This is a genomic window from Rhodopirellula sp. SH410 (genome assembly GCF_055811895.1).
In genome coordinates this window covers 216,864-240,665 of sequence record NZ_CM147949.1, presented here as the reverse complement: position 1 = coordinate 240,665, position 23,802 = coordinate 216,864, and the positions used below count along the sequence as shown (strand labels likewise).

The following is a 23,802-nucleotide window of genomic DNA, read 5'->3' as shown; positions in this document are numbered from 1 at the left end:
GTACAACGGGCGACGTTTTCAACCAGGTCCACCGGCCAATCTTCAGAGACGACTTGCCAGGAATTCGTCTTCGTGCGACACGCCCTGCCGCAATCGGGACAGGCTGACTGTGGAGGTTGTTGGGTTGTGACGTCGCCAAGCCGGGTCTCCTGCATAATCTGACTGAGTCGCTAGCCAACCCCATGAGCGTGCGATTCAATCTGGTCGTAATGCGGAACACCTGGCCCCTGTTCGAGGGCCTGAATCTGAGCACCAACCTCAGCAGCATGCCTAAAAATCTCAGCAAATTTTTTCTCTAACGCAGCTTGTTTCGCATCCATGCGACCACTCCAAAATGTTACCGGGGCAATCCAATCCCCGTATCTTAAACGAAGAGACCCAAAATGGCTCATCCGACGGAAGCGTGCGCCGGGTTTGAAGTCGCGGAAGTTACGACGGATGGATAAAAAAGTGTGGACATGCCATCCTTCAAAGAGAATTCTCACATCTTCTTTGCAGGAACGTACATGTCCACCTCCTTGTTGTATCACTCTTTCGGCATTCGTGGCTACCGGCAGACTCGAATCGAGCCCACCGGAGGCGTTACACGGTTCCATGTCCATCCAAATGAGAAGTCGATCTGCTGTTCCTCGTGCCAAAGCAACAACGTGATCAAACGAGGCGTCACGCAACGCGAATTCAGGTGTTCGCCGATCAGATTGAAGCAGACCGTCATTGTCGGCACTTTGCCACGTCTGCAGTGCCGCGATTGCGGGGTCGTTCGACAGATCAAGGTCGGCTTTGCCGATGCTCGTCGAAGCTACACCAAGAACTGGGCCAACTACGCATTGCAGCTCACTCGCAGCATGACAATCAAAGACGTTGCCGATCTTCTCGGTGTCACATGGGACGTGATCAAGGAAATCAAAAAAGACGATTTCAGGCGACGATTCGCCAATCCTTCCCTGAAAGACGTTCGGCGGATTGCGATCGACGAGATCTGCATCGGCAAAGGGCATCGCTACGTGACACTGGTAATGAACTTGGATAGTGGAGCGATTATCTTCGTTGGAGACGGGAAATCGGCTGAATCGCTGGTTCCCTTTTGGAAACGCTTGGGGCGTCGGCGGCATCGAATCGAAGCGGTGGCAATGGACATGTCCTCGGCCTACATCTCGGCGGTGCGCGGGAACCTCCCCAAGGCCGACATCGCCTTTGACCGCTTTCATGTGGTGAAGTTGATGAACGAGAAGCTGACCACGCTGCGTCGACAACTGTACCAAGAGGCGACGGCCGACGAGAAATCGGTGCTCAAGGGGAGCCGCTGGTTGCTGCTGAAGAACCCCGAGAATCAGAGCGAGGATCGGGACGAAGAGGCTCACTTGGCAGCGGCGCTGAAGCTCAATGAACCGCTGGCCACGGGATACTATCTCAAAGAGGAGTTGCGATTGTTTTGGGGGCACACCTTTCGATGGCCTGCGCAGTTGTTCTTGCGGTCATGGTGCAGGCGAGCCACCGCGACGGGACTTTCACCATTGAAGACGATGGCCAAAACCCTGACGCGGCTTGAGGAAGGGCTGTTGAGTTATTTCAAACACCGGATTTCTTCTGGACCGATGGAGGGCACCAATAACAAAATCAAGACGCTCCAACGACAATCCTACGGCATTCGTGATCGCGAATACTTCGAACTATTGCTTTATTCGCTCCATCAGAAAAAGTACGCTTTAGTCGGATGAGCCCCCAAAATCGCCTATTGACGTCTTTGATTAATTTTGCGCCAACACAAAAGCTGTCATGCACCCCGACTTGCTAGCCCTGCGTCATTTGGAAGTTCCCAACACTCTGCATCGATCGCTCTTCAGCACCAATGCCATCTGATCTTTTAACAACCAACCGGACATCCCCATGCGTTGTCGTGCACTTTTTGCTCAGGCAGGCCCCCATCTTGATTACTCACCCACCCCTTGCATTGGAAGTTATTTTTCGTAACGCTTAGGCTTGAGCGAAGCTCTACAAGCTAAGCCGTCGGCACTTTAAGGGAAATGTCTTGCGTACAATGATCTCTTTGGCTTTTTTTGCATTGCTTTGCGCCGGGGTGTTCTTTGGGGATGCCTGGGGGCAGTCAGCCATCGCCCTGAAAGCGGACGGTACGGTTTTTCGGACGAATGACTGGGGATCAACGTGGCAAGTAGAAGCCCCCGGGGCCAGATTGACTTCGGTGTCCGCAGGCGCTCAAGCGGGTGAAGTAGGCCCGGTCCTGTGGGGATCCAATGTCCACAACAATGTATATCGATCATTCGATGGTCGAACCTGGCAACGCGCGGACGCAACACAGCAAACTTCCGGGGGCGTTATTGCAGGAAAAAACCGGAGTTCGCGAGTAGAGCAGCAAACCAGCAAGAGGATTGCTGTTGGAATCGGATCGTCCTATTTGATTGACGTCAACTCGCACATAAATCGCTGGGACAACGAGACTGAGCAATGGCTTCGTTGGGGGACAACGCAACCTGAGTTCACATCGATTGCTGTGGGAATTGATCAAAAAGGCCAGGAGATTGTGTATGGTCTGGACGTTTCCCAGGTTTTGCAAGTCTCGTCGGATCAGGGAAGCACCTGGACAGCACAGAGCACAAGCGGTGTAGATGCTCTAACTCAGATAGCAGCAGGGCGGGGGTTTGTTATCGGTGTCAATGGTAACCAACGCGTCTGGTTGAGTGTCGACGATGGAAGATCCTGGACTGAGCCGAGTCCTGGCTCAAGGCTTAGTAATATTTCTGCATGTGTCACGGGCAATCAGCATGTCTGGGGGTGCAACAAAAACTCGCAAACGTACTACAGCAAAGATAAGGGACGAACTTGGACGATGGCAACCTCGCCAAACACCTTTGAATCGGTTGCATACATTGACAATCCACCCCAAGCCCTGTCACGGCCGAATTTCATCGTCTATTCGCAAAGCGACGAACTATACTACGCTTTCAAAGACGGAATGTGCGAGCCGTATGCGTCCGTTGAAGAAGCTGCATTTGGAATGGAGTATACATTCAAGATTCAGGACAAATGGCCTGCACTTGCGAATGTTAATGTCAACGCACTGCGAGACATGTTCTGGAATCCGGACAACAATCGCTACTACGCTATTCACGACAAGATTACTTCCTTCTCCCCTGACGGGAAAAACATTCAACAGCAATCATGGACCAATATCGGAATCAGAACACCGCTTGGCGAACAGTACGATCGATTCATCTACTTTCCGCCAGAGAAAAGGTGTTTCTTGTTCGACTTCTATATCACAAATGGAACCCCCAATACGTATGGAATCTACGGAATCCCCGAGCGAAGCGATCCGATCTTAGTTTCAACAATCTCATCGCCTCGTCCGAAATGGCTGCCAGCCTACTGGACGCATTTTGACAATATTTTTTACGACAATTACAGCGATCGATTTTATGCATTCCACGGAGTTGAATACACGCGTTTTCGATGGGGTGAGGCTGCCGATCCCGGGTTTCCCAAGCGTACGGATGCGTTAAACACGCCGGAATCCATTTATCAATTTACGGGTTCATCACTGAGCGTCGATGATCTCAAGCGAACACCGGCCGGAGCCAAATCGCTATTTCAGACTTCGTTGGCAACGACGACTTCCCTCGTCAAGATCGCGGACTCGGGTTCCAAAGCACTGGAATCAATTGACAAGTTGCTGGATAACTCTTCAAAGCCCGTCGGAGTTGCCTCGACGGCGATGTCCATTGCCGCAGCCGCTTCGAATCCGAACACAGCCAACGCATTGGGGGCCGCGAAGAACTTGGCCAAGAAGATTGGAAAAACCGCAGAAGTAATGGGGGCAGTCGGCACCGTCGTCGGCCTGGTCGTCGATATTGCAACGAGCTTCACGGGGGGACCGTCGGACAAAGAAGAGATTTTAAGTGCCATCGAAAAAACAAATATTGCAGTCCAAGGCGTTCAATCGAACTTGTCGAGTCATTTAGACCATATTGCCAAAGACCTGAAGTATTCGATTGCAGCTCAGGCCCTTGGAGCAGATTTATCAGAACTAAGATCGTTTTACGCGGACTACCAACGCGATGTGAGATCAAGGCCAAGAAACCCCGTCCAATCCACAATTGATGATTTCAAAGGTTTCAATATCTTATTAGATCTGCACCCCAAGATTTATCGATTCTTGTCGGCTGGACAAAACGAAACGACGCTGACGGGATCTGGAATTCTTCAGTCCGTTTATGAGAAATCGTATGGCGATATCGGTGCCATCAATGCTGTGGCGGCGGAAATCTTGCTTCTGGTTGAGAATACACTGGAGCTGGAAGGCGCTATTTCCGTTTGGCAGGGCGCCCCCAGAAACACCGCTCATCACCATACTGCCCTGGAAACATTTAAGTCGGACTGGCGGAAGTGGCAGCGATTGTGCCAAACCCAGGCCAAGCCAAACGCTAAATCACAACTCCAAGTATGGCTCAAGGACTTTAATGCAAGCGACGGAAAAAATCAGATCGCAGCCATCGTCTCTGCGCTGAATGGGAAGTATCCGTGGTACGAATGGTCAGCAATGTCGACGCAGTTCGCGGCAGCCGAGGGAAGCGGCTGGATATTAAATGAGACGATCGCCGGTAACAAATTCTTTGTCCATGCTGCTCAGAAGAACGCGGCGCTAGCTGTGTGGCCATCAACAAAACAGGCCATAGGAGCGTGGATATTGAAAGCATTTACAATACCAAGGCTGCCAAGCTCGACACAGACAAGATATGGGATTTTGGTAGTCCGGTCGGATCGCCTATTTTACAATTGGACAGCCCAGGAACGCCACAAGGGGTTTATGATCCAACCAACCAATGCAGAAGGTAAAGGCCTAATGCTTTGGTACATCCAATAGAGCACGGCCAATACGCACTATAGGCAGAACAGGCGACATGCGTCGAGTTGCGATCGGCCGGTTTTTAGGTGATGATATGGGGGTGATTTGTTTGCTTCCCATCGCTTTCCAATGTTCATCTCTATGGCCGAAATCCAGTTGGATAACGTCGATTCGATACTCACTTGTTTCAACGAACTCAACGACCCGCGTTCCCACGCTAATCGACTCCATATCTTCGGCGATCTACTCGTCATTTGTATCATGGCGGTCATTGCAGGAGCCGATGGACCGCAAGCAATCGGCATCTGGGCGGACACTAATCAAGCATGGTTGAAAAAGCATATCAAACTCCCCAACGGTATTCCGTCTCACGATACCTTGGGACGCTTGCTTGCAGCTCTCAAGCCACTCGCATTTCAGAACTGTTTCCAGGCATGGATTCAAAAGGTTGCACCGTTGGAGGAAGATGCCGCTATGAATCAGATCGCGATTGACGGTAAGGCTCTCCGACGCAGCCACGATCGGTCAAAAGGACTGGGGCCTTTGTGGTTGGTTAGCGCCTGGGCAGTCGATCGCTCGATCAGCCTTGGGCAACTCGCCACGGAAGAGAAATCTAACGAAATCACTGCGATTCCTGAACTTCTGGACAATATTGAAATCAAGGGGGCGGTGGTCACGATCGACGCTGCAGGGTGTCAGCGAGAGATTGCTAAGAAGATCATTGATGGCGAAGGCGACTTTGTTCTTGCGCTCAAGGGCAACCAGGGAAAGCTGCATGACTCGGTACGGGACTATATCACCAAGCATATGGAAAATGACTTCGCGGACATCAAGGTACGCCGCTACGTTGAGACTTTCAAAGGACACGGTCGTGTGGATGAAATCACCTACTACCATATGCGGGCTCCGAAGGAACTTGCGAACTTCGACAAATGGTCAGGATTACGCACGATAGGTGTCGCTATCCGGCAAAGTGAGAGTGGCTCAAAGTCCTCAACCGAGGTTCGATTTTTCATCGCTTCGATTGCACCGGGAGTAAAGAAGTTTGCTCGCTACGTACGCGGTCACTGGGCGGTCGAGAACACGCTTCATTGGTGCCTCGATGTGACATTCCGCGAGGATGAAAATCGAGTCCGCGAGCGAAACACTGCGAACAGTATGGCGTGGCTGAAACGCTTCGGTCTGAGCATGCTGAAGCAGCAAGACGACAAGTACAGCGTTGCGATGAGGCGACGAGTCGCTGGTTGGAACGTGGACTATCTCGCTAAAGTACTTGGAATTCCCGTGCTATAGTGTGCGTTTGCCGTGCTTCGCATCCAGTCCTATGATCACCCTGCTGGTGGTTGCTTCGAGCGCCCTGATAATGAAATCAGCAAGCTGTTAGAGCAGGTCCGATTCCTGGAACGTGCGTGATTGGTGGTGAGTGAACTCACTAGCAAGGAGAATCTATTATCGATTAACTTTCATAGCGTGTGATTGACTTTGCAATCTGGCAACGCTGCCTTCAGTTGCTGCACGCCGTCGCGAGTAACATTTGTTTTCCACACACTTAGCTCTTTTAATTTCGAGCATTTATGTAGTCCGGCGAGTCCTCTATCGGTTACATTGCACCCCCACATATGCAGGCCCGTTAAATTTGGCAATGTTGACAGGGCTAGTGCGGCCTCGTCATCGACGTTCGTATTTCCAACGTGAATAATCTGCAACGTCTTCTTCTGAGCCAAATGCTTGGCACCCTCATTTGTTAGTTTCTTGCATGAATGCAAGAGTAGATACGAAAGTCGAGGGAAGTTGGCTGCAATAGTCTCGCATCCTCGATCGGATATCCGTGTTCTTGAAACATCGAGATATTCGAGCTTTGATAGTCCCGTCAGCAGTTGCAAGCCGTGGTCGTCCAAGGGAGTTCCACCCAGTCGGAGGTCTCTAATTGTGTCGAGTTTGCAAAGCAGATCGAAATGGCGTTTCGTCATTGGCTTGCCGTGCCAATCAAAAGACTTGACGTTCCCATCATCGTCAAACGAAACCCCGTCGGCGAAAGCAAATAGAGACACCGCAATGCCATTCATGCGGGTTCCAAGCTGCTTTCCTGCGATGACGCCCCGAGCAAATGCAACCGAACGTGCTGATTCTTCACGCTGCTCTTTTCGTCGCGTGCTACCCGAAAAGATGCCTAGGTATTCATCGGTTTTCAGATCCGTAACTTGTAGCTGGGTTTGGCACGTGATGCCTTTCGCGAGCATGTCGACGGAGACAAGTACATCAGCTTGGGCTGCCTTGGCTATTTCGATATCGGGAACGTCTCGGATTTCAATCTGACGCTTGTCAGCGATCTGCTGTCGCGTCAGTTCCGTTTGTTTTTTCGACACAACGGTGAAACCATATCGGACCAATTCCGCGATCAGGTGCGCGTGTAAGAAGTTCGCGTCGTCCTCCAATGACTCGGCGTCGTTGGTCGGCTTCCATCGTGGTGGTGCAAGAACGATTCGCTTTGTCTGTTGTTCGATCTCGACTTGTCGCTTCACTGCGAAGGCGTCTACCACCTTTTGAACATCTTCGTCGGCTGGTTCTGGAAAATCGAGTTTGCTCAAGCGTTGAGAAACTACCGTCAACGGAATTGCGTCACCTAACTGCTCGCGAATGACTCCGAGGACTTCATTGGTTGTAGGGTCAACGATCGTTTCTGGATCGCTGAGCAGCACACAGCGACGGTTGGCCTCAATCCCATCCTCCGAACCACTATTAATAAAAACGCCTTTCTTCGAATTGTGGACGACGGTGGCTTCAAGGCGTCCTGTGTGCAGGATCTTGCCGAGCTTCCAGGCAGCGTACGAAGCGAACGGGATATAGGAGTCTGCGAGTACTTCGTCGATCTTATCGACTTTCGCCTTGATCGCTGACTTTTCGACGCTCACCGTGGTCGCTGCGGCGATATCAAACATCGTTATTTCGTCATCGTTCTCGTCGATGAGAGGGCCAAAATGCTTCTCATCGTTCCAAGTGTGGATCCGGACCATGTTTGGCGAGGCGGAGTTTGCATTTGCGACGAGTCCGACGCCGAAAACGAATAGGAATAACGTCGTGATTACGTGATTCTGAAATTTTGTTTTGGACATCGGCGATCTGACCTTGAAAACCTTTTGACGAAAGAAACACTGCCCCCCCCCCCATTAGAGCCAAGCAAATTCGGCTTAGCAAGTAGTCTATTTTGGACTATTCCAAGACTGACTTCACGCTTTCGCATTTCTTCCAGGCGAGTGCGATGGACAAGTCGGTTCATACCAAAGAGCACGAGATGTTTCTGCGGGTCCTTCGGAACGCTCGCGAGGTAGCCGGAATCACTCAGGTCGAGTTGGCTAAAACACTGGGGATCACGCAGTCGCATCTGAGCAAGATGGAGCGGGGAACTCACTGCGATTGTGGGGAAGAACGATGCCGGGAAGTCAACCATTCTCGACGCGCTGGAAATTTTCTTCAACAACAAGACCGTAAAAATCGACTCTGACGACGGCTGCAAAGTAGGCGACGTTGATCAGAAGAAAATTCGCATCGGCTGTGTTTTCGCGGACCTCCCCGACAAGATTGTGTTGGATGCCCTCACGAGCACGACTTTCGCAAGTGAAGAATTGCTGAACTCCGACGGAGAACTTGAGATTCACAAGACGTACGATTGTTCGCTGAAGACACCGAAAGTTCGCATGACGATTCGTGCGGAACATCGCCTCTTGGACGATGGAAAGTGCCTTTTGTCACTGACCAATGCTGAATTGAAAAAGCTGGTAAGAGATTCCGGCGAGACAGTCTCAGACAACAAGCAGAATCCGCTTCTCCGGACTGCGATCCGCAAAGGGCTACAGAGTGCGAAGGTTGCTGTGGAATTGCCAATGGATGAGAAAAACGCAAAACCGATCTTCACGCAGATTGAGAAAATCCTACCTGTTTTTGCGTTATTTCAGTCTGACCGCCCAAGCACTGACTCCGATACAGAAGTCCAAGATCCGATGAAAGCCGCAATCGATATCGCACTCAAAGCCGCTTCTGCCGAACTAGACAAGGCTCAAAAAATTGTCATCGAAGAAGTCCGGGATGTGATTCAGCGAACGCTGGATAAACTTCAGGAGATGGCTCCCGATCTCGCTAGTGAACTACAACCTCGCATCGATGCTCCGAAGTGGAAGAGTGCATTTTCGGTCAAGCTGGACTCCGACAACGGAGTCCCGCTCAACAAACGAGGGAGTGGAGTAAGGCGTCTAATATTGTTAAACTTTTTCCGGGCAGAGGCGGAGCGGCGCCAGTCGAACGCGGATACGGAATCGATCATCTTTGCCGTTGAAGAACCGGAAACTTCGCAGCATCCAAGCAACCAACGCCTGCTCATTGATGCGTTCAAAATGCTTGCGGACTCCGGGAATGCTCAAGTGTTGCTGACTACACATGTTCCTGGGCTAGCCGGATTGGTTCCGGTGTCTTCATTACGCTTTGTTGACAGAGACGCAAGTGGCAAACGAACCGTAGTGGCTGCATCACCGGAAGACGACGACATGCTTTGCCGAATTGCAGAGACACTCGGCGTAATTCCGGATAGTCGTGTACAGGTCCTCTGCTGTGTGGAAGGACCAAACGATGTCCATTTCTGCTGGAACATTACACGGATTCTTTCGAGTTTTGACGAACGTATCCGCGACCTTTCAACCGACAAATCTGTCGCATTTGTTCCTCTTGGCGGACGCTCCTTGGAACAATGGGTCGAGTACCACTATTTATCGGGGCTCAACCGGCCCGAGTTTCACCTGTACGATGGTGACTACGTTGATGATGCCAAGGTCGGCACTGCGATTAGCGATGTCAACGCACGTACAGATGGCTCCGTAGCCATGACACTGAAACGGAGGGCGGCAGAAAGTTACATCCATCCTCGCGCGATCGAACGTTGCTTTGGCGTCGCGGTGGAGTGGCAGGCGGACGACTGCGTTCCAACGGCTGTTGTGGCGAGGCTGCATGAGACGAACTCGAAGATTCCTCTCAGTGGCGGTAGAATGGCTAGGCCACACAAGAATGTCGTTAAACGGATGCTCAACAACGAAACGGCTGCTTTGATGACCGAAGAAGAACTGAAACAGGTTGATCCCGAGCAAGAGTTGGCAGAGGTTTTTTCAAAGCTCTGTGCGATGATCTCCGGCGGGCAAGCCTGATGGTAGCTTGGTCGGAACGCAATAAAGGCATGTACTCGCTTTCCGGAAAAACGATGCTCGCCAAACGCATCCCGACGGTTTTGCCGCAGTTGCTACCCGCCGAGTCGATCGAGACGACACGTATCTACAGCGCCGTCGGTCAACTGCCCTCGAAACAACCGTTGCTGGCCAAACGGCCCTTCCGTTGCCCACATCATACGATCAGTGACGCGGGACTGGTCGGTGGTGGCAGTCCACCGTCGCCCGGTGAAATCAGCAAGGCTCACAATGGGATCTTGTTCCTCGACGAGTTACCCGAGTTCAATCGCAAGACGCTCGAGGTGATGCGGCAACCGCTCGAAGACGGCGTCGTGACGATCTCACGGGCTCTGCGGAGCACTACTTTTCCCGCCGATTTCATGCTGATCGCGGCGGCGAACCCCTGCCCCTGCGGATATCGCAGCGACCCCCGGCGAAGTTGCAATTGCACGCCGCCCCAGATCGAGCGGTATATGGGCAAAATCTCCGGTCCACTGCTTGATCGCATCGACATTCACATCGAAGTTCCCGCAGTCCCGTTTGAAGAACTCTCCGCGAAGACCACGACGACCGAGAGCAGTGCGATGATGCGTGAGAACGTTGTCCGCGCTCGCGTCGCACAGAGTGAACGGTTCCAAAACAGCCCGGTGCGTTACAACGCTCAAATGACCAGCCGGCAAGTCCGTCAGTACTGCGAGCTCAACACCGCGAGCAAACAGTTACTACGTGTCGGCGTCGAATCCCTTGGGCTCTCCGCCCGCGCCCATGATCCCCGAACGTCAGAAACGCCTAAACAGCGACTGATTCTAGAGGCGAATGGGCGGCGTACAGCGACAGGTTTTCAGGCTTCGCACCAGTCACCACGAAGTACCGTTGCGTCGGATGAGCCGGTATACTGAAGCAAGATTATCGATGTGTCGGCGCATTCAGGGACTGCGCTGACAATGAGCTGCGTCGACCGGACAGCTCAAGTTCGATCGAGCGTACTTTTCTTCTGTGGATACCGAGGCACTCATGCTGGCACGACTGAAGACATTCACGTTGTTGGGCATTGAAGCGATGCCGGTCGATGTGGAGGTCGACATCTCGCCCGCCGCGATGCCGAAGACCATTCTGGTCGGACTGCCCGACACGGCCGTCAAAGAATCGACGCACCGCGTCGAACGAGCCATTTCCAACAGCGGTTTTATTCGTCCCACCGATCGTATCGTGGTCAACCTAGCTCCCGGCGATTTGCCCAAGCAGGCACCCTCGTTTGATCTGCCGATCGCACTGGGCGTGCTCGCCGGCAGCGGGCAACTCGATGCCGAACGGATCGAAGACTACGCCGTCGTCGGCGAACTCGCGCTCGAGGGCATCACACGCCCCATCAAAGGCGTGTTGTCGATCGCCATCGAAGCTGCCAAAGACAAATCACTCAAAGGTTTGATCGTCCCCTCGGAGAACGCACCCGAGGCCGCCGTCGTGGAAGACCTCGAAGTGATTGCGGTCGATTCTCTGGCGCAGTGCGTGGCCTTCCTGGCCGGTGAGATCGAGATCCCCGCGGTCCCGAGTCGTCTCGAAGAAATATTTGAAGAGTTCAGCGAATACGATGTCGACTTCGCCGACGTACGAGGCCAAGAACTCGCCAAGCGAGCGATGACCTTGGCCGCCGCCGGCAGACACAATTTATTAATGATCGGTCCACCGGGCAGTGGAAAAACGATGCTCGCCAAACGCATCCCGACGATTTTGCCGCAGTTGCTACCCGCCGAGTCGATCGAGACGACACGTATCTACAGCGCCGTCGGTCAACTGCCCTCGAAACAACCGTTGCTGGCCAAACGGCCCTTCCGTTGTCCACATCATACGATCAGTGACGCGGGACTGGTCGGTGGTGGCAGTCCACCGTCGCCCGGTGAAATCAGCAAAGCTCACAATGGGATCTTGTTCCTCGACGAGTTACCCGAGTTCAATCGCAAGACGCTCGAGGTGATGCGGCAACCGCTCGAAGACGGCGTCGTGACGATCTCACGGGCTCTGCGGAGCACTACTTTTCCCGCCGATTTCATGCTGATCGCGGCGGCGAACCCCTGCCCCTGCGGATATCGCAGCGACCCCCGGCGAAGTTGCAATTGCACGCCGCCCCAAATCGAGCGGTATATGGGCAAAATTTCCGGTCCACTGCTTGATCGCATCGACATTCACATCGAAGTTCCCGCAGTCCCGTTTGAAGAACTCTCCGCGAAGACCACGACGACCGAGAGCAGTGCGATGATGCGTGAGAACGTTGTCCGCGCTCGCGTCGCACAGAGTGAACGGTTCCAAAACAGCCCGGTGCGTTACAACGCTCAAATGACCAGCCGGCAGGTCCGTCAGTACTGCGAGCTCAACACCGCGAGCAAACAGTTACTACGTGTCGGCGTCGAATCCCTTGGGCTCTCCGCCCGCGCCCACGACAAAATTCTCCGCGTCGCGAGAACGATCGCCGATATCGCCGCGAGCGACAAGATCGAAGAAGAACATCTCGCCGAGGCGATCAGCTACCGTAACCTCGACGCCGACCTGTGGGTGTAGCCTGCCGCTACACCGACCACTTCTTCTGATGCAGCAACACTCCTGCTAAGTCGACGATGCGGATATCCAGTTCAGCGGCATCGTCGTTCTGCTCCACGTCGATGATGGTGAGAGTGGCCGTTTTTGGGCTGGGACCACCACCAACAAATTGCAGGACAGGCATTTCTTCGGTCGGACCGTCGAGGCGATCGGCGTGCATGTGTCCCGAAAGGACCGCTTGGAAGCCCGCATCCTTGAGCGTTGGCAACCACAGCTTGGCGCCGAAACCACTGTAGTACGCATAACCTTCGAGCGAGGTGCCGTCGTTGTGACCTGGCAATCCGCGCAGTGGAATGTGACTGGTCGCTACCTTGAAGGGTGCTGCTGCGATTTCAGGTTGGGTGACGATGTGTCTTAACCATGCGGCTTGCTGCTCACGATACGGCTCATACGCCGCCGTCCCAGCGAACACGGGATGGCGATCGGGTTTATCTTCGCCACTGTCGAGCGTGACCAGGGCGAGCGGACCGAGTCGCAACGCTTGATTGTACGGTAGCGATTGTGATTCGGGACAGCCAGCGAACGATTTCGTGGCTTCTCTCGCTCGTTCTCCGCGCACGTCGTGGTTGCCGTTGGAGAACAGCAGCGGTCGGGTGCTCGCCCAACTCAGTGTGTGATCCTTGCCTGGATTGAGCAAAAGTTGCTCGGTCGCCTTTGTTTTGTGGAAGTCGTTGCAGGTATCACCGTTCCAGATCAAAAGATCAGGATCGAGTTTCTCTATTTCGTCATGCAGTTTGACGATGGTGGGGAGATTCTCGTGCGTGTCGTTGATGGACACCACACGTAGCTTCTTAGCGGCTGGATTGGGCAGGCGGAGCGCGTACGTCGATGTCGATTGAGGCTCGCCCCGTTGCAGTTTATATGCCGTCACATATCGGAGCGGTTGCACGACGACACGATAAAAAACAGGTCGGTCGGTCGGCAGGTCGTCGGCATGATTGACGCGAATGTGGAGTGCTTGGTCGTCGGCTTGGATCAAACCATGGTGACTGGCGATGGCCGTAAACTTCAAGTCCTCTGGGGCGAAACCGTACTCCACCCAGGCTGTCGCCAATCCACTGACAGCAATACTGACGCCGAAGCTTTTGGGACGCGGATTTTGAACAACCGGAGGGCTGGCGATCCGGTTTTCGTCGCCCGCAGGTGAGTCTTGCGACTGCGCTGCTTGCGGAGACGTCACCGCAGAGATCGCGAGCGCACTGGCGGGAATGACGCCTAGAAATTGACGGCGATCGAACATGATAGGGTGGCTCTTTGGATTGGATGTTCGGTGGGGCGGCTCTCGAGCGGCCTCACGCCCGAACGGGTTTTCAGGTGTCGCATGGCACGCTCGACCATTATAGCCCACCAGACGCCTCTGAGAGAGCGAGGCCGATCCCCAGGAAATACGAGGAAATACGCATCCCTGAGTCTTCCCTACGAAGCGAGGGGCGAGGGGCGAGGGGAGAGGGGCGGTTGATTGAATGAGCCGAGTCACGCAAGCCGCCGGGTGCCATGCATTGCCCGCTGCCTTGCCGCACTCGACTCACAAAACGAAACCGTCGAAATAGGGCTGGACGGGATGGAATCGCTCTTGGCATCCGGTGTCGTGTATAACTGTCGGTCTGACAATCCAATTTCGACGCGACCACGGCCGACCCGCTTATGAAACTGATCTCTCTGACCTGCAATCACTGCGGCGCGCCGTTGGACGTTCCCAAGTCGGCGAAGTTCGTGACTTGCGCGTACTGCAGCGCCCGATTGGCGATTCATCATACTGGAAGCACCTATTCGACCGAGCTGCTCGAAGAGATCAAGCAAACCACCGAGACCCTCGTTCGGGACGTGGAGAAACTCAAGGGAAATTCCGAGCTCGACCGACTCGATCGGCAGTGGGATCGGGAGCGGAGTCAGTTGATTTCCACCAATAAGAACGGGATGCAGAGTGTGCCGTCGAAGGGACCGATCATGTTGGGGACGGGGAGCGTCGCATTATTCGGAGTTTTCTGGACCGTCCTTGCCGGCAGTATCTTTCCCCCCATGGCGCTATTCGGCATTCTGTTTATCGTGATGGCCATCGGGAGCGGGGTCTATGGATGCAAGAAGGCTGAGCAATACGACCGGGCCAAGCAGCGGTATCACGAGCAACGTCGTGAATTGATTGCCGAGCGAAATCGAGAGGGCTAGGATTCAGGCTGGCCACCATCCCCGTCCCAGCGATCGCAAGATCGAGGATACCACGGGCTGCACAATCAACCTCAGTCGAGGTTGAAAATTATCGACAAACTCTGGGATGCTCTGAATTCATGCTATTTATTGGGCGATCGCGTCGATGATTTCAAGCCGGGAAACGGAGTTTCGTCAACGGCGGGTTGCTGCCAATGATCTCACCTGAATCGGATACCTTCAAATAATAGGACGATAAAATGTGGACACGCATGGATAATGCGAAGTCCCCGATCGGCTCCAACTTCTCCCAAATGTTGACTCGATAGTTGCCGTTGTGGTGCTGACACACCTCCACACGATGCAGACGCGGTGGCCTGCCGATTTTCTCCAGCACCTGCGATTTGATCTTTTCCGTGTGGTCTGATAACGCCACGGAGGCATCTTTCATCGGGGCTGCTTGATCGTCTTTTGCCATTATTTCCTCGGCCACTAGAAGGTGATGAGACACTGAACTGTATCGTAACTGAGTCCGGTTCGATACGAGCGCGCGGTGGAGAACACGGCAGCAATGGGCGAACACCCCCCATTCGTTGCGATCGGTTGAGCGGATACTTCCCCAATTTCACCACGCGAGCTCTGCCTACCAAGCGTGCGTGCACGCAGAATCCCAGAATCATCCGACGGAAGCGTGCGCCGGAGGTTTGGAAGGTATGTCTGAAGTATCCAATGGTTTTTGTGGGATTGGATTGACAGCGTTAGCAACGTGAGATCAATAACTGGCGTAGTGGATCTTGTTAAAGATCCATCCAGAACAGGATCTTTAACAAGATCCACTACGGTAAACCCGTCACTTATTGTTCCTGGTGTCCTCTTAGACTGGGCCTGCCGGGAAAATCGGAGCGAAGCTCTGCAGAGGTGCGGGCTTGGCAAGGGATATCCCGGTCGATGGTACGCCAAGGGTGTTGCCAGTCCCTACCGAACATTCGTTCGGCAGGGACGCTTCTTTGAAAACAGATTGGATACTGGAGCGATGCCTTCAAAAAACCTTCCACTGGACTCCCGCGCACCCTGCCGTCGGATGAGCCGAATCCCAGCGTCCCACGACCGCGGGCTACTCATTGCCCAGCAACTTCAATGTTCGGTCGTCAGCATTTTCCGTTGGTGGAGAAACTTCAACGCGTTGTTCGAGAACTTTTCCATTGAAGTGATTGGGCGATGCATAGTCGCCCGCCGATGTTTGTTTATCGAACCCAACACTGAGCGAGTCGACCGGCTGAACGGGAATCAAGCCGGGCGATGGCCCTGTGAGGGGCGCCCCGTCGTTGACCGATAGAGTCATCCTGCCAGCGGACAGTGTCGCCTGCAGCTTAATCGTACCGGTTGCCTTTTTGCTAGCGACAATTCGCGTGACCTCGCCTCTCACTCGCACATCAAATGCCGGTGTGCCATCAATGAAGTGCAGCGCGTAGCCATGCTCCTGGCCACCCTGGGCAACGACGACCCCGTGGGGCAGGTCTGCTTCGACTTTCGCAGTCACCGAGAGTGCTTGTTTGGCAATCCGAGGCGATGGGATATCGCTCGTTCCAGACGCGGTACGATCAGATGATGATTCGTACGGACGCCAAGTGACGCCCACGCGAGTCGCCCATGCTTCCCAACTGGCGACCATCGAAGCTAAACGCTTCGGATGCTTTGCCGCCAAGTCATTCAGTTCACAACGATCTTCAGCAAGGTGATAGAGTTCCCACTGCAAGGGTTCAGGCATTCGCTTGGAATAGATGATTTTCCAGTCGCCATCGCGTAGTGCATGAGCTGCTTGATGATCGAAGCCAATGGTACGGCTGGCCAAGCTTTGGCCCCTCATCGCTGGGAGTAAACTTTTACCTTCCACCGGTTGAATCTCGTTGCCACCGAACTGTTTCGGGTATTCCGCGCCGGTCGCTTCGATCAAAGTCGGCAGCACATCCATCATGTGCGCGGGCTCGCGTACCCAGTCCTCTTGTTTGCCGATGCCCTCAGGCCAATGAGCAATGAACGGGGTACTGATGCCACCTTCATGAGTGAAGTGCTTGTACATGCGAAACGGCGTATTGCCAAGATTCGCCCATGCGCTTCCGTAGGACTGATGCGTACCTCGCCCGCCGGTGTCGCGAAGGTCGTCGCCCGTTCGCAGGATCGTTTCCCCAAGACGAGACCGACCATCAAATCCGAACGGTCCCCATTCGTAGCAAGCTCCGTTGTCGCTCAGGAACACAATCAACGTGTTTTCAAAATCGCCGGTCTCCTTCAAGTGGTCCGTGATTTGACCGACGCCCGTGTCGACGCCTTCCACCATCGCCGCGAACACCGCCATGCGACGAGCCAAGTCGCGTTGACGATCCGAGTCCAGTGAATCCCACGCCGGATTCTGCTGTCCCGAAAAATGGTTGGCGATGTCATCGCGATCAACGGGCACCATCTCACGCGGCGACAGCCTCCAACGCTTCCCATCGATCAAACCAAGCTTCTGCATGCGTGCAAAGCGTTCCTCTCGCAGCACATCCCAGCCACGCAGGTAGGTCTCTTCATACTTGTCGGCTCGCTCGGGCGGAGCCTGCACCGGGAAGTGCGGCGACGAATGGCCGAGGAACAGGAACCACGGTTTGTCCGTCTTCTGCCCCTGCTTGATAAATTCGATCGCGTAGTCGTTAAAGACATCGGTCGCATAGAACTCATCGGCCGGCGGATCAATTTCCTTGGCTTTCCCTTCGGGCAGTCGGGTGTAGTAGCTCGCATCATATTGATCGTGCGAGTGATCGAACGTGTAGCCGTAGAAGTCGTCAAAGCCGCGTTGGATCGGACCTGTTTCGTTGTGAAGATGCCATTTGCCAACGTAATAGCAACCGTAACCAGCGGGCTTGAGCACTTCCGCCATCGTCACGCAATCATCACGAAGTCGACCCAAATAGCCCGCCCCACGACTCGAATCCGGCTTGTTTGTCGTGAAATCACCGATGCCCGCCTGAGTCGGATACAGCCCCGTCATGAGCGACGCACGACTCGGGCAACATCGCGCCGAGTTGTAGAGCTGGGTCAGCCTCACACCGCCACCTGCCAACGAGTCAATGTTGGGCGTATTGATCTCACCGCCATAGCAGCCGAGGTCGGAATAGCCCAAATCGTCAGCCAAAATCACGATGACGTTCGGCCGCTCCTGAGATCTCGCATCGACGGCGAAAATGGTCGCCCCAAATACAAGCGAGAGGCAAATTTTAAAGAGAGACATCACGCAACCTTATTGGTTTCGACAAATGGGAAGTTGTTATTCTACTTCCGTTCACAAAGCAATTGAATGAGTCGGTCCGCAGACCGGCCACCCATCGTCCTGACACGCCCGGTTACTGACGAAGCGGAAAACGGATCGACGATGCTCAAGAGACCGCTTCGTCGTCTTCTTTGGAGTCGCGTTTGAGTTCCATGACACGTTGATTGTAGGCTGCGATCGTTTCGCGACGACGCAGCATGCCCAGCAACACGCCGGGGTGCTCTGGATTGATGACCGGCAGTTTGTCGAGATCGTGAGAGGTGAACCGGAGCAGGGCAGTGTTCAGATCGTCGTCGGGGGCGACGGACACAAACTTGTCGATCATGATATCTCGCGCGACCGCGAGCTTCCAAAGGCTCTCATCGTAGAGGTACCCGCGCACGTCATCATCACAGAAAATCCCTACCATTTTATCATCGCTATTGACTACTGGGAAATAGTTTTGGCTGCTATAGGCCAGATGATGCACGATGTCTTCGACGGTCATGCCCTCGGGAATCTTGGTGATTTTGCGATCGGGGTTGAAAATATCTTTGACCTGCAAACCTTCCAAGACATCGATAATGAAATCGCCGCGGTGGGCCATCGAATCCATCCGCGTGGGGACTTGCTTTTGATACAAATGGAATCGATTGCTCATCACAAAGGTGGAGGTGGTCACGAGCATGGTGGGCACCAGCAGCCCAAAGTCACCGGTGAGGGCGCGCACCATGATGATGGTCGAAATCGGGGCGCGGGCGATGCCAGAGAAAAAGCCCGCCATACCAACGACCGCAAACGTTTCGGGTTCGGACACGAGATTCGGGAAAAACTGTTGCATGGTCAGACCCACTGCCGCGCCCGTACAACCGCCAATGACCATCGATGGCCCGAACACGCCTGCGGAGCCGCCCGAACCGATCGTCAACGACGTCGTCACAATTTTCATCAGAGCGACCACCATCAACAGTGGAATGCCGAGACTCGTCGCACCGGTCAGAGCAATTTGCAGGGTGCCGTACCCTGTCCCCAACACGCCCAGAATCGCGGGCTGGTCTACGAAAATCTGCAGCAATGCGATTCCGAGTAAACCGGCGAGTGCGGCCCCGATTGCGGGACGAAAGTGGGGGATGACGGGAAGTTTGTGAAACAGTTTTTGCGTGCCGTAAAACGTCCGCACATAGAGACCACCGACGAGCACAAGCACAACGGCCAATACGAGGTAGGCGAGCAGTTCCAATGGCGAATCGAACCGGTGCTGGAGTCCGTCACCAAAGATTGGAACAAAGCGGCTATCAGCGGGGAGTGACTGCACATAAACGCTGTAGGCAACGATCGATGCGGCGGCGCCAGGGACGATAACGTCCGCCTCCAAATCCGCGTCGCTGTACAGAATTTCGCCGGCGAACACAGCACCCGCCAAGGGAGCACGAAAGATCGCGCCGATCCCCGCGCCCATTCCGGCCGCCAACATAATCCGCCGCTCGCGAGCAGAGAGTTTCAGCTTCGTCCCGAGCCACGCCCCAAATCCGGAACCAATTTGCGCAATGGGACCTTCACGACCGCCCGACCCGCCTGTCCCCAGCGTGATCGCCGAGGCAATCGTTTTGACAATCGGAACGATCGCACGCACACGGCCCCGCTTATTATGAAACGCGTCAATCGCGGCGTCCGTACCATGCCCTTCCGCTTCGGGAGCGAACTGGAAGACGATGATGCCAGAAACCAAACCACCCAACGTCATGATGCCGACCAGGATCCAGGGCGACAACGACTGCGTCACATGAGCATAGCGAGCATGCTCGCCAGCAGCTTCGAGGGGCGTGTATCCTGCAAACTGTGTCAGGGTGTACCGCGTCACGGTCTGGCCGAGAACGTCAAAGACAATCGCACCGAGTCCCGCAACAACCCCCACCAACGATGCCAAAAGGATCCATTTTCCAAGCGAATGGAGTTCGTTGTGTTTGAACAGTTGGCGAACGCGGTCCACGGGAAGAAATGCTTTTGGGTTGCGGGTTGTCGAAGATCGAGCACAATCTCGCCAACAGCCTAACAGCATCTCGATCGCCTGCTATCCGGGGATCCCCAGTTGGCGTTTCAATTCGCTTGGAATGCCGATGTCGATGATCTCAATTTCCCCCGTCACTGAGACGGCCTCGGGATGCCTCATTCCGGTCTTTGGAGCGACAAATGTCAACGTCAAATCCGCCTGGAAAGTGGGCTCGGCTGGCTCTCCCGTATCGCCGTCCAAGCCCGAGGGCACGTCGATCGCAACGCGTCGAAGTCGGGCGTTCTGATTGGCGGCACGGATCGCCTCGGCAAACGGACTCCGGGGTGCTCCGTGAGACCCCGTCCCCAACATGCAGTCGACAATCATGCCGTCATGCCCCGCAATGGCTGAAACGACCCCAGCGGCGTTGGGCTCCGTGATGACGACCCCCGCAGCAACCGCGTCGTCATGACTGACTTTCGCGTCTCCAGACAGTTGACGGGTCCGCGCCAACGAAACGATGACCACCGACCGGCCCACCTCGGCAAGGCATTTCGCGATGACGTAGCCGTCGCCGCCATTGTTACCCGCCCCCGTCAAAATCATCGTGGTGGGCGCGGACTCGGGGAGTTCCCGCAGCAAGCGCTCGGCACAGGCTCGCCCTGCATTTCGCATTAGCTCGATACCGGCGACGTGGAACTGCTCCATCGCCAAACGATCGACTTCTCGCGACTGCGCGACCGAGAACGTGGGCCAGTTCAAATCATGGGCGTCGGCAAGGGGAATCGAAGACGATGAAGTCATGGCGATGGTTTACCTTCACGGTTGTAGGTATCGGAGCACTGACCTGCTCGGGGGATAGGCTGCTCGGGGCTATATTTTCGAAGGTAATCCTTGAGGCGGAGTTTTTTGCGAGCGCTGTCACTGGTCATGTACCGAACACTCCCAAAAACGGGCCGCTGAGGCCCCCACGCCCGATCCGTCCGGCCGAGCACCCACAGCATACCGCAATAGGAGTTGGGGTCCCGACCATCGAGCCCATATCGGTTGTTCAAATGGATCATCACATCGAGTGCTTCCTGCGGTGAGCGGGTCCAGTGCAAGATTTTTTTCCCCCACAGCATACGCATGTAGTTGTGCATCATACCGGTACGCACAATCTCCGTCTGAGCCGCATTCCAAAGCTCGTCGTGCGTGCGAGCGTTCTCAAACTCCTCGAGGGTGTATCGATAGGGCCGTTCGTCGGCGGCGTGCTCCCGCAATGTTTTCTGCGCCCAGTTGGGTAGCGATGCGAGCGTGTCGTAGGTCTCCGGGTTCATGAACGACCAATTGAACCCAATTTCACGCCACGTCAGTACTTGATCGAGAAAGCCCTCGGCGGACTTGCTGACATTCCAAAAACCATGGTTCTTGCCGTTGGGTTGGGATGCTTGCTCGGCGGTCCACCCCTCATGCTCGAACAGTTTCAGTACCATCTCATGGGCCGAGAGATGCCCAAAATGAAGGTGCGGGCTGAGCCCGGACGTGGCGTGCTCGTCGGGTTGGTTGCGGTCGTCATCATACCGCTCGAGCTTCCTATCGAGAAAATCCTGCAACCGTCGCGCCGCCTCGGCGCTGCCCCCCGGACAAACGAGCGACGGCGGGACGCTGTGATCAATCGGCAACCGTGCGATTCCATCACCTTCGAGCAAATCATCAAGATCGGCAGCAGGCCACCGTTTGAGAATTTTGTCCTCAATCAAATTCGAACTTGAGCGGGGTAGGGCAGGGCAGGGCAGGGGAGTCGCCGCAGGGGTTCGCTGCAGTTCGTCAAGCACGTTCTTTTGCATGTACCTGCGATAGCTGTGTGCGACCGTATAGGTTTTCTCAGCCCGACGCAGTGGCAAGATACCATTCCCATCAACGAGTTCCAATCTCGCGGGAATGCGTTCTTTCACCGCATCAATCATCGTCGGCAGAAAGAAACACGGAAACTCATCGGTGACCACCGTGCAAGCACGCCTTGCCAAACGATGCAACAGCGGCGATGCATCGCCCGCTCTCGGTTCGACGTAGGGATAGTAGTTCACGCCGAGTTCTTGGGCAGCGGCAGCATTGTCTCGCATGCCCTCGATCACAAATCGGTGCAGTCGATCGCTCGCCCATCGATATCGAATCCGCAGCGGTTCGAAAATCAACAATGGACGTTGAAACTCGATCGCCCGCTCGATTGCATAGTCGAGAGCAAAGTTGTACTGCAACCTACGCTGAGCGATCATCCAGTACAGCACGTAATCACCATCGCCACGTAGCGGGTGGTCGTTCGCGGCAGTGAGGCGATGGAGCAGGTCAGTGGTCATGCGAGCAGCGGGATCAAGACGGTCTCCCCGCTCCGATACGAAGATCGCCGAGCGTGGGAATGGGAGCTGAAGTTGCGAACGAGTGCGACAATCGGACTTGCCGACTTGACTGAACCCTTCAATGTATAGGCGGCGTATTCCACTTGACCACCTCCACAATCACCTACAATGCCAACATTCATTCCAATCCACTGACCCCCCTCCCAACTCAGGTACATCATGCGAATTGGCGTTCCAACCGAGATCAAGTCCGATGAATACCGCATTGCGATGCTGCCCGTCGGTGCCGAGGTACTCACCGCGAAGGGGCATGAGGTGCTAATCCAGTCCGGAGCGGGTGCGGGATCGGGGATGACGGACGAAGACTATCAAGTCGCGGGGGCAACGATTGTCGAGACGGCTGCGGAGCTGTTCGCCGCCGCCGACATGATCGTGAAAGTCAAGGAACCGCTACCGTCCGAATATGAATTGATTCATCCCGAACAGATTCTTTTTACGTTCTTTCACTTTGCCGCCAGTCGACCGTTGACTGACGCGATGGTCGCGTCGGGCGCATCTTGCTACGCCTACGAAACTCTGCGGGACAGCAAGGACCGATTGCCGTTGCTGACACCGATGAGTGAAGTGGCGGGACGCATGAGCATTCAAGAGGGCGCCAAGTATCTCGAAAAACCTCAGATGGGACGTGGGATCTTGCTCGGAGGTGTACCGGGCGTTGCACCGGCACACATCACGATCCTCGGTGGCGGCGTCGTGGGTGCCAATGCGGCCCGAATCGCCGCGGGCTTTCAAGCCAACGTATCCATCCTCGATGTGAATCTCGATCGACTGCGATTTCTCGATGAGATCATGCCCGCCAATGTCAATGTGCTCTTCAGCGATCGACACACCATTCTAGACGAAATCCAGCGTGCTGATTTGGTGGTCGGTGCCGTCCTGATCCCGGGAGCGAAAGCACCCCTGCTCGTTCACGCGGCAGACTTGAAACTCATGAAAGCCGGCAGCGTGATCATTGACGTCGCGGTGGATCAAGGTGGATGCATCGAAACAAGCCGTCCCACCACGCACCAGCAACCGACGTTTATCATCGATGATGTCGTTCACTATTGCGTCGCCAATATGCCTGGCGCGGTCGGCCGCACGAGCACGTACGCACTCTGCAACGCAACGCTTCCCTACGTTGTGCGCCTGGCCGGGCAAGGCAACACGTCGGAACCCAATGATCCGGAGTTGGCCTCGGCGCTGAACATCCACCACGGCGAGATCATGAACCAAGCGGTCGCCGACGCGTTCAGCCACAGTTGAATTCGCAACCCGTCGGTTTCATTTGGGGGCGACGTTTCCCTGAGTGCAGAAGGCACGGCAGCGTTTGAGCCCGG

At 54.8% G+C, this 23,802-nt stretch carries 17 protein-coding genes; 9 read left to right on the top strand and 8 right to left on the bottom strand.

All coding sequences use genetic code 11. The features are described 5' to 3' along the window. Positions 1-170 precede the first annotated feature (170 nt). A complete protein-coding gene (locus SH410x_RS00835; RefSeq protein WP_473673789.1) occupies positions 171-320 on the bottom strand; it encodes a hypothetical protein in 150 nt (49 codons plus the stop codon). Positions 321-458: 138 nt separating this feature from the next. Here SH410x_RS00835 and SH410x_RS00830 point away from each other — a divergent pair, with 138 nt between their 5' ends. The 3 genes from SH410x_RS00830 to SH410x_RS00820 all read left to right on the top strand — a co-directional run bounded on the left by SH410x_RS00830 (position 459) and on the right by SH410x_RS00820 (position 6,154). Beyond that, positions 459-1,718 carry an ISL3 family transposase gene (locus SH410x_RS00830; protein WP_473673787.1) on the top strand — a complete coding sequence of 420 codons (1,260 nt, stop codon included), beginning with the start codon at positions 459-461 and terminating at the stop codon, positions 1,716-1,718. A gap of 311 nt (positions 1,719-2,029) precedes the next feature. Then, on the top strand, positions 2,030-4,879 hold the full coding sequence (locus SH410x_RS00825) for a WD40/YVTN/BNR-like repeat-containing protein (RefSeq protein WP_473673785.1): 2,850 nt from the start codon (positions 2,030-2,032) through the stop codon (positions 4,877-4,879). Between the two features lie 123 nt (positions 4,880-5,002). Further along, complete coding sequence (locus SH410x_RS00820) at positions 5,003-6,154, top strand: ISAs1 family transposase (RefSeq protein ID WP_473673783.1); 1,152 nt, start codon at positions 5,003-5,005, stop codon at positions 6,152-6,154. Between the two features lie 170 nt (positions 6,155-6,324). Here the strand turns inward: SH410x_RS00820 and SH410x_RS00815 are convergent, their stop codons facing one another. Then, positions 6,325-7,974: a leucine-rich repeat domain-containing protein gene (locus SH410x_RS00815; protein ID WP_473673781.1), complete on the bottom strand. Its 1,650-nt coding sequence runs from the start codon at positions 7,972-7,974 to the stop codon at positions 6,325-6,327. A 146-nt stretch (positions 7,975-8,120) separates the two neighbouring features. Between SH410x_RS00815 and SH410x_RS00810 the strand changes: the two genes are divergently transcribed. The 4 genes from SH410x_RS00810 to SH410x_RS00795 all read left to right on the top strand — a co-directional run bounded on the left by SH410x_RS00810 (position 8,121) and on the right by SH410x_RS00795 (position 12,624). After that, entirely contained in the window at positions 8,121-8,363 is a 243-nt protein-coding gene (locus SH410x_RS00810; RefSeq protein ID WP_473677445.1) for a helix-turn-helix domain-containing protein, read from the top strand. Next, positions 8,275-10,050, top strand: coding sequence for an ATP-binding protein (locus SH410x_RS00805; RefSeq protein WP_473677444.1), 1,776 nt, complete (start codon positions 8,275-8,277; stop codon positions 10,048-10,050). Before SH410x_RS00810 ends, SH410x_RS00805 begins: the two co-directional genes overlap by 89 nt. 29 nt (positions 10,051-10,079) lie before the next feature. After that, entirely contained in the window at positions 10,080-10,967 is an 888-nt protein-coding gene (locus SH410x_RS00800; RefSeq protein ID WP_473673779.1) for a YifB family Mg chelatase-like AAA ATPase, read from the top strand. A gap of 115 nt (positions 10,968-11,082) precedes the next feature. Further along, positions 11,083-12,624: a YifB family Mg chelatase-like AAA ATPase gene (locus SH410x_RS00795; RefSeq protein ID WP_473677443.1), complete on the top strand. Its 1,542-nt coding sequence runs from the start codon at positions 11,083-11,085 to the stop codon at positions 12,622-12,624. Between the two features lie 7 nt (positions 12,625-12,631). Here the strand turns inward: SH410x_RS00795 and SH410x_RS00790 are convergent, their stop codons facing one another. Then, positions 12,632-13,903, bottom strand: a complete 1,272-nt coding sequence (locus SH410x_RS00790; protein ID WP_473673777.1) for a metallophosphoesterase family protein — start codon at positions 13,901-13,903, stop codon at positions 12,632-12,634. A gap of 404 nt (positions 13,904-14,307) precedes the next feature. Here SH410x_RS00790 and SH410x_RS00785 point away from each other — a divergent pair, with 404 nt between their 5' ends. Beyond that, complete coding sequence (locus tag SH410x_RS00785) at positions 14,308-14,829, top strand: hypothetical protein (protein ID WP_473673775.1); 522 nt, start codon at positions 14,308-14,310, stop codon at positions 14,827-14,829. Positions 14,830-14,980: 151 nt separating this feature from the next. Here the strand turns inward: SH410x_RS00785 and SH410x_RS00780 are convergent, their stop codons facing one another. From SH410x_RS00780 to SH410x_RS00760, 5 genes are all read right to left on the bottom strand, one after another. Further along, positions 14,981-15,259, bottom strand: coding sequence for a hypothetical protein (locus SH410x_RS00780; RefSeq protein WP_473673773.1), 279 nt, complete (start codon positions 15,257-15,259; stop codon positions 14,981-14,983). Between the two features lie 663 nt (positions 15,260-15,922). Further along, the gene (locus SH410x_RS00775) at positions 15,923-18,076 is read right to left on the bottom strand and encodes an arylsulfatase (protein ID WP_473673771.1); all 2,154 of its coding nucleotides are present in this window, start codon (positions 18,074-18,076) and stop codon (positions 15,923-15,925) included. Between the two features lie 145 nt (positions 18,077-18,221). Continuing rightward, a complete protein-coding gene (locus SH410x_RS00770; RefSeq protein WP_473673769.1) occupies positions 18,222-20,084 on the bottom strand; it encodes a chloride channel protein in 1,863 nt (620 codons plus the stop codon). Between the two features lie 81 nt (positions 20,085-20,165). After that, positions 20,166-20,888, bottom strand: a complete 723-nt coding sequence (locus tag SH410x_RS00765) for an NAD(P)H-hydrate epimerase (RefSeq protein WP_473673767.1) — start codon at positions 20,886-20,888, stop codon at positions 20,166-20,168. Next, on the bottom strand, positions 20,885-22,342 hold the full coding sequence (locus tag SH410x_RS00760) for a cryptochrome/DNA photolyase family protein (protein WP_473677442.1): 1,458 nt from the start codon (positions 22,340-22,342) through the stop codon (positions 20,885-20,887). Before SH410x_RS00760 ends, SH410x_RS00765 begins: the two co-directional genes overlap by 4 nt. 300 nt (positions 22,343-22,642) lie before the next feature. On the opposite strand from SH410x_RS00760, the gene ald reads away from it, so the two are divergent. Further along, complete coding sequence (gene ald, locus SH410x_RS00755; protein WP_473673765.1) at positions 22,643-23,728, top strand: alanine dehydrogenase; 1,086 nt, start codon at positions 22,643-22,645, stop codon at positions 23,726-23,728. Positions 23,729-23,802 lie beyond the last annotated feature (74 nt).

Excerpts from the sequence above, each read along its gene's own strand:
- SH410x_RS00835 (WP_473673789.1), bottom strand. The coding sequence starts at position 320 with ATGGATGCGAAACAAGCTGCGTTAGAGAAAAAATTTGCTGAGATTTTT.
- SH410x_RS00830 (WP_473673787.1), top strand. The coding sequence starts at position 459 with ATGCCATCCTTCAAAGAGAATTCTCACATCTTCTTTGCAGGAACGTAC.
- SH410x_RS00820 (WP_473673783.1), top strand. The coding sequence starts at position 5,003 with ATGGCCGAAATCCAGTTGGATAACGTCGATTCGATACTCACTTGTTTC.
- SH410x_RS00815 (WP_473673781.1), bottom strand. The coding sequence starts at position 7,974 with ATGTCCAAAACAAAATTTCAGAATCACGTAATCACGACGTTATTCCTA.
- SH410x_RS00810 (WP_473677445.1), top strand. The coding sequence starts at position 8,121 with ATGGACAAGTCGGTTCATACCAAAGAGCACGAGATGTTTCTGCGGGTC.
- SH410x_RS00800 (WP_473673779.1), top strand. The coding sequence starts at position 10,080 with ATGTACTCGCTTTCCGGAAAAACGATGCTCGCCAAACGCATCCCGACG.
- SH410x_RS00795 (WP_473677443.1), top strand. The coding sequence starts at position 11,083 with ATGCTGGCACGACTGAAGACATTCACGTTGTTGGGCATTGAAGCGATG.
- SH410x_RS00790 (WP_473673777.1), bottom strand. The coding sequence starts at position 13,903 with ATGTTCGATCGCCGTCAATTTCTAGGCGTCATTCCCGCCAGTGCGCTC.
- SH410x_RS00785 (WP_473673775.1), top strand. The coding sequence starts at position 14,308 with ATGAAACTGATCTCTCTGACCTGCAATCACTGCGGCGCGCCGTTGGAC.
- SH410x_RS00780 (WP_473673773.1), bottom strand. The coding sequence starts at position 15,259 with ATGAAAGATGCCTCCGTGGCGTTATCAGACCACACGGAAAAGATCAAA.
- SH410x_RS00775 (WP_473673771.1), bottom strand. The coding sequence starts at position 18,076 with ATGTCTCTCTTTAAAATTTGCCTCTCGCTTGTATTTGGGGCGACCATT.
- SH410x_RS00765 (WP_473673767.1), bottom strand. The coding sequence starts at position 20,888 with ATGACTTCATCGTCTTCGATTCCCCTTGCCGACGCCCATGATTTGAAC.
- SH410x_RS00760 (WP_473677442.1), bottom strand. The coding sequence starts at position 22,342 with ATGATCGCTCAGCGTAGGTTGCAGTACAACTTTGCTCTCGACTATGCA.
- ald (WP_473673765.1), top strand. The coding sequence starts at position 22,643 with ATGCGAATTGGCGTTCCAACCGAGATCAAGTCCGATGAATACCGCATT.